General features: G+C 35.8%; 3 protein-coding genes. 1 reads left to right on the forward strand and 2 read right to left on the reverse strand.

Annotation, left to right across the window (positions count from 1 at the left end; translation table 11 throughout):
- Window positions 1–204: 204 nt before the first annotated feature.
- Window positions 205–1,290: an ABC transporter permease gene (locus tag Q0A12_RS00675; RefSeq protein ID WP_291290804.1), complete on the reverse strand. Its 1,086-nt coding sequence runs from the start codon at window positions 1,288–1,290 to the stop codon at window positions 205–207.
- Entirely contained in the window at window positions 1,287–2,012 is a 726-nt protein-coding gene (locus tag Q0A12_RS00680) for an ABC transporter ATP-binding protein (RefSeq protein ID WP_291290805.1), read from the reverse strand. The genes Q0A12_RS00675 and Q0A12_RS00680 overlap by 4 nt, the downstream gene beginning before the upstream one ends.
- Window positions 2,013–2,159: 147 nt before the next feature.
- Here Q0A12_RS00680 and Q0A12_RS00685 point away from each other — a divergent pair, with 147 nt between their 5' ends.
- Window positions 2,160–2,723, forward strand: coding sequence for a TetR/AcrR family transcriptional regulator (locus Q0A12_RS00685; RefSeq protein WP_291290806.1), 564 nt, complete (start codon window positions 2,160–2,162; stop codon window positions 2,721–2,723).
- Window positions 2,724–3,015 lie beyond the last annotated feature (292 nt).

A 3,015-nucleotide genomic window follows, 5' to 3' on the forward strand; every position in this document is an offset into this window, starting at 1 on the left:
CTTTTATAGATATCTTTTGACATTATAAATACGCTTTATCCATACAGCCTTTTTAAGGCTTTTTTTTATGAAAAGAATCGAAAATATTGCCTAATTCATTATTCGCTAGAGCCCCATGATCTATTGAACATCATGATAAAACAGATAATGATTTTCCTTTTTCACGCAATGTCAGGTATGACTTGATGTATCTGCCCTCACTACCTAAACTTTCCGATAACGTTTCAACCCAATAATATTCAGTATGGTAAAAACCACAATAAAAAGCAGCAGGACACCTAATTCCATAGATATCCCGTTAAATCCTTCTCCTCTGACAATGACAGCTGTCAGCGCATTTCCGGCATAAGATAATGGAAGAAAATAGCCAATGATTCTTACCCAATTGGCCATCGTATCAAGTGAAATAATACCCGAAAACAAAATTTGCGGTATAACGACGATTGGAATAAATTGAACCATTTGAAATTCAGTATTTGCAAAAGTTGAAATAAATACACCCATTGATAATGCAGTTAAAGCAACTAAAATATTTATTACTAATACCCAACCAATTGACCCCACAATTTCTAAATTCAAAGCATAAATGGAATAGAAAACGATGAGAAGTGTCTGAACCACAGCAAATACCCCAAAACCAATCAGGTAACCAATAACGATCTCACTTCGTTTGATTGGTGTTGCCAGTAAACGTTCTAGCGTTCCAGTCGTACGTTCTCTAAGAAGAGCCACCCCAGAAATTAAAAAGACGAAAAAGAAGACCAAAAATCCTATGATAACTGGAAAAATTTTATCAAAAAAGCTACTGTCTTCTGAACCATAAATGTACTGATTCTCGATAGTATAATTCTCCAAGCTCGGAACTTTCCCTGTCGTTTCGGCGGCTTGTTTTACTGCTTTTGTTAAGGTTTGGATCTTATTCGTTGTCAAAACATTTCCGAGTATCGCTTTTACTTGCGCTGTGTTGCTGGGGTCCTCGTTTTCATAGGATACATGAATGACACCATTATCTATCGAGATTGAAGCATCCAGCTTATTGGAAAGGATTGATTCCGCCATTTTTTCCTTAGTAGAAAAATGGGTTATCTTTACCTCTGAAGGAAAGGCTTGAAGGATTTCATTGGGAACAGTATCATCTACACCAATCTGCAGCTTTGTGTCTGAAGTAGAAGTAAATACAAAATTCAACAGTGTGATCAACAAGATCGGAGCAAGCAGCATTAAAGCAACTGTCCGTTTATCTCTGACGATTTCTTTGATCACTCGCTTGGTCATCGCTATTATTCTCATTGTTCATGGCCCTCCGCTTTTAAAAAGACGTCTTCAATAGTAGGAACATTAAATTGCTTTTTTAAATTTCCAGGAGTATCTAATGCAAAAACTTCTCCTTCAATAATCAGCCCCACATAGTCACATTTTTCAGCTTCATCCATCACATGGGTGGTAACAATAATGCCTTTTCCTTCTTTGGCAAGTTCTCTTAGTCTACCCCAAATTTCAACCCGAAGACTAGGGTCGATTCCTACTGTCGGTTCATCCAATATAATTAATTCAGGATTTGAAAATAAAGTTATTGCCAAGGACAACCGTCTCTTCATCCCTCCTGAAAAAGTCGATACGGGTTTGTCAAGAAATTTTGTTAAGTGAACTAACGCCATAGATGTTGCTATCGCATCAGAAAGTTTTTTACCAGAAATCCCCATCAAATTTCCATAAAAGGTAAGATTTTCATGGGCGGTTAAATTTTCATATAAGGCATCGCTTTGCCCCATGTAACCTATTTTTCCTAAAATCTTTCTATTGGGCATATCTGTAGCAAAAACTCTTGCAGAACCTGAATCTAGTTTTTCCATCCCCATGAGACATTTGATCGTTGTTGTCTTTCCCGCTCCCGATGGCCCAATTAAACCTAAAATCTTCCCTGCTTCCAACGTCATGTTCACATTTTTAAGCACTTGAATTTTATCATAGGTTTTATTAGCAGAAACCAATTCGGCAATATTCTTAGTCATTCATTCTTCCTCCGAAAATTAATGGACACCGTGTCCATTTCTAGTATAATACGTATTATAAACACATTTGTATAAAAGAAAAGCAATACATACTTTAAAGGACACGCAACATCAATGTGTGTTTTATTATTGAGAAAGGATCAACAGATGAGCAAATCGAAAGACGTACGCTACTATCGAACAAGAGAACGGATATATGATGCGTTAACAACCTTACTACAGAAAAAAACATTCACCGAGATTACTGTGAAAGACATTGTGGAAGAAGGAATGGTCTCCCGTTCGGCCTTTTATAATCATTTTGAAGACAAATTCCATTTGATTCAAGAATATCAATTGGAGTACTTAGATAAAATCAATCACGTAATAAATCAAACCATCGGTCAAGGGATGCATGAAATGCTTCTTCAAGTCTCTACTCTTTTAAAAAGAGAGGGAAGATTGTTTGGTCTCTTATTGGGAAAAAACGGCTCAACTACCATTCAAGAAAACATGATCGATCTTCTGAAAAAAAATGGAGAAATAAATATCCTTCCTTATTTAGATATTTCCTTAAAAAACGAAATAGAGAAATACTATTTTCTAGCATTTCTCTCTAATGCAGTATTGGGAGTCGTACAAGAATGGGTAAAACGAGATTTCAAAGAATCTCCTGAGGAAATTGTGACGGTTATTGAAAAAATCATCTCCTACGACATTAAACCCACATAATTCTCAACTTACGAATTCCTGTCTCAGATACAAACCTCTTTTTGCAAGAATTTATCATTAGGTTGTCTAAATATACGAAGGGAAAAACCAGCGAGGTGACTTTATTGAACCAAAATTGATGAAGACACTTCTTATCATTTGAGAAGTGTTTTTCCAATGGATAAATGATCGTCTCTTTCTTTGGGAATTTCTCGATCGTATAACTCTTTGCCTTTCAAATTTTCTTCGTTGCATCTGAGAGCTTTTTTAAAAACCAGTTCTTTAGAATATTGATATAACAACAACCACCTAA

It is taken from the genome of Enterococcus sp. (assembly GCF_022711995.1).
GTDB lineage: Bacteria > Bacillota > Bacilli > Lactobacillales > Enterococcaceae > Enterococcus_D.